This is a genomic window from Roseateles sp. P5_E11 (genome assembly GCF_054049355.1).
The window spans coordinates 1-2,666 of record NZ_JBFUMO010000698.1 but is presented as its reverse complement, the minus strand read 5'-3'; the positions used below and the strand labels follow the sequence as shown (position 1 = coordinate 2,666).

3 protein-coding genes are annotated in these 2,666 nt (G+C 66.0%); all 3 read right to left on the bottom strand.

Annotation, left to right across the window (positions count from 1 at the left end; all coding sequences use genetic code 11):
• Positions 1-161: 161 nt before the first annotated feature.
• On the bottom strand, positions 162-1,604 hold the full coding sequence (locus tag ACXJKR_RS29340) for a cytochrome P450 (protein WP_457325852.1): 1,443 nt from the start codon (positions 1,602-1,604) through the stop codon (positions 162-164).
• 3 nt (positions 1,605-1,607) lie between these two features.
• The gene (locus tag ACXJKR_RS29335) at positions 1,608-1,982 is read right to left on the bottom strand and encodes a hypothetical protein (RefSeq protein ID WP_457325851.1); all 375 of its coding nucleotides are present in this window, start codon (positions 1,980-1,982) and stop codon (positions 1,608-1,610) included.
• Positions 1,983-2,059: 77 nt separating this feature from the next.
• A partial coding sequence (locus ACXJKR_RS29330; RefSeq protein ID WP_457325850.1) for an FAD-linked oxidase C-terminal domain-containing protein occupies positions 2,060-2,666 on the bottom strand: 607 nt, incomplete at its 5' end.

Below are 2,666 nucleotides of genomic sequence, written 5' to 3'. Positions count from 1 at the left end.
TTGTGTGGTAGCGCAATCATTTCGACACCTGCTTTTCCCTGATTGACGCCATGGAGACCCCTGCGCAATCCAGTCGCGTCCTCTATGAGAACGCGCTCAAGTCCGGGGCGATGAATTCGACGGTGTGATCGATACCAGAATCGATATCTGGAGGTCAGCCGTCACGCAGCGGCCGAGCGGCGTGCCAGTTGCATCGACAAGCCCACGGGGCCCATCGCCAGCTGCAGCAGCTCACGCGGCGCCTGGCCGTCGGGCGTATCCACCGCCGTGATGTCGAAGTGCCGCAGCAGCGTGGCCATGGCCAGCTTGATCTCCATCAGCGCGAGGTAGCGCCCCGGGCAGATGCGCGGCCCGGCACCGAAGGGCATGCTCAGGCGCTTGGCTGCGCCGGCCTGCTTGGCATCCACCAGCCAGCGCGCGGGGTCGAAAGCGGCCGCGTTGGTCAGGTGGCGCTCGCTCGTGGCATCGCGCCGCATGACGGCCATGACGATCATGCCGGCCTGCACCTGCACATCGCCCACACGCGCGTCGCGCATGGCCTGCATGACGTTGATGGGCGCCACCGGCCGCAGCCGCATCGTCTCGTGCGCGCAGGCCTCGACGAAGTCCAACGCGCCGAGCTGCTCCAGGGTCGGCAACGCGGCCTCACCACAAACGCGCTCCACCTCGGCCCGCGCCTGGGCCAGCACGTCGGGGTGCTGCCACAGCAGCCAGATCATCCAGGCCAGCGTGTTGGCCGTCGTGTCCTCGCCGGCCAGCAGCAYGGTCAGCACATTGCCAGCCACCTGCTCGTCGTCGATGCCGCTGCCCGGTTCGTCGGCCGCCACGAGCATGCCTTCGAGCAGATTGCCGGGCTCCTCGCGCAGCGCCGGGTTGGCCGCCATGCGTGCCCGCGCCTTGGCGACGAAGCCCTGCACGGCCAGGTTGACCTCGGCCACGCTGTGCGTGAGGGCCTTGTCCTCGGCCGACGGCCACCAGCGCCACAGCGGCAGCGGCGCAAAGATGCGCTTGAACAGCATCGGGAAGATGCGGTTCAGGTGCTGCTGGATGACATCCTCGTCGGACTGCAGCGTGTTGACGTCCTCGCCAAAGGCCAGGCCTGCCACGGCGTCCACCGTGAAGCGCATCAGGTCGGCCTGTAGCTCGATGCGCCGGCCCTCCCGCGCGGCGATCTGCCAGCGGCCAACCAGGCGCTCGGCCACGCGCAGCAGGAAGGGGTAGTAGCGCTTCACATGCACCGGGTCCAGCCCGGCCATGACCATGCGGCGCTGGCGCTTCCAGGCCTCGCCGTTGGAGCCGAACAGGCCCGCGTTCAGCCCCATCTCGCGGCCGATGTCCTCCAGCCGCTGCGTGCGCCGAAAGCCATCAGGCCGGTCGCGCAGTGCCGTGCTGATCAGCTCGTGGTCACCGACGATGACGAGGCGGCGCTTGCCCAGCCTGAGCCTGAAGATCGGCCCGAACTCCTCGCACCAGGCCTCCACCTGCTGATGCACCCGCGTCGAGTCGATCTGCAGCAGGTTGCCGAATACCGGCACACCGCGCGGGCCGGGCAGGTCATCGAACTGGCGCAGCGCGCCAACGGGAGGGGCGGCAGTGGTGTCCATCGGCTAAACCTTCTCCGGCTTCCAGCGTGGATGCAAGGCATGGATAAGCTCATCTACACGGCTCGTATAACGCTCTCGTGCGAGTAAGTGATCCTGTTCGTCCTTCTCTTTTCGTAGGGTGTAGTACGCGAACTCGTAGCAAGCAATGATCCATGGAAGCACTCTCGCTTCACCTATGCCTCTATGGAAGTAGAAAAGGTAGATCGTTGCGGCGGCAAGGAGAGCCACCCGTAGATACATGAAATAGCGGCCACGCTCGACCTGCTCTCGCGTGGGGCGACTGCACCAGATGCCGCCGGCTTCAGGCGGCAACCTCTTGAAATTCTCGTCCGTCGACTCTCCATAGAGGAGCAACTGGCGAAGCTCAGTTGGTGTCATTTGCTGGCCTCAGCATGGGTTCGAATGACTACCTAGTGTGGCCCGATTTGCTCAAGGCACGACACACAGGAAACGGCTCAACCCGCAAAGATCTTCCCCGGATTGAAGATGCCCAACGGATCCAGTGCCTGCTTCACCGCGCGCATCAACCCCACCGCTTCCTCGCCGGTCTCGTCCAGCAGGAAGCCCTGCTTGTGCAACCCAATCCCATGCTCGCCCGTACACGTGCCTTCGAGAGCAATCGCCCGCGCCACCATCTGCGCACTGAGCCGCTCGGCCGTCGCCAGCTCTTCGGGATCGACCGGGTCCAGCAGATAGGCCATGTGGAAGTTGCCGTCGCCGACGTGACCGACGATGAAGTAGGGCAGGCCGGCGGCCTCGACCTCGGCAATGCTCGCGTTAATGTTCTCGGCCAGGCGCGAGATGGGCACGCAGGTGTCGGTCGTAACGGCACGGCAGCCGGGGCGCATCTGCAGGCCCGACAGATAGGCGTGGTGGCGCGCCGTCCACAGCCGCGTGCGCGCCTCGGGCGTCGTCGCCCACTCGAAGGCCTCGCCGCCATGGTCGGCCGCCACGTCTTGCACCACCGCCGCCTGCTCGGCCACGCCCGCCTCGCTGCCATGGAACTCCATCAACAGCATGGGCGCCTCCTTCAGGCCCAGCTTGTCATGGGCGTTGACGGCC

Excerpts from the sequence above, each read along its gene's own strand:
- ACXJKR_RS29335 (WP_457325851.1), bottom strand. The coding sequence starts at position 1,982 with ATGACACCAACTGAGCTTCGCCAGTTGCTCCTCTATGGAGAGTCGACG.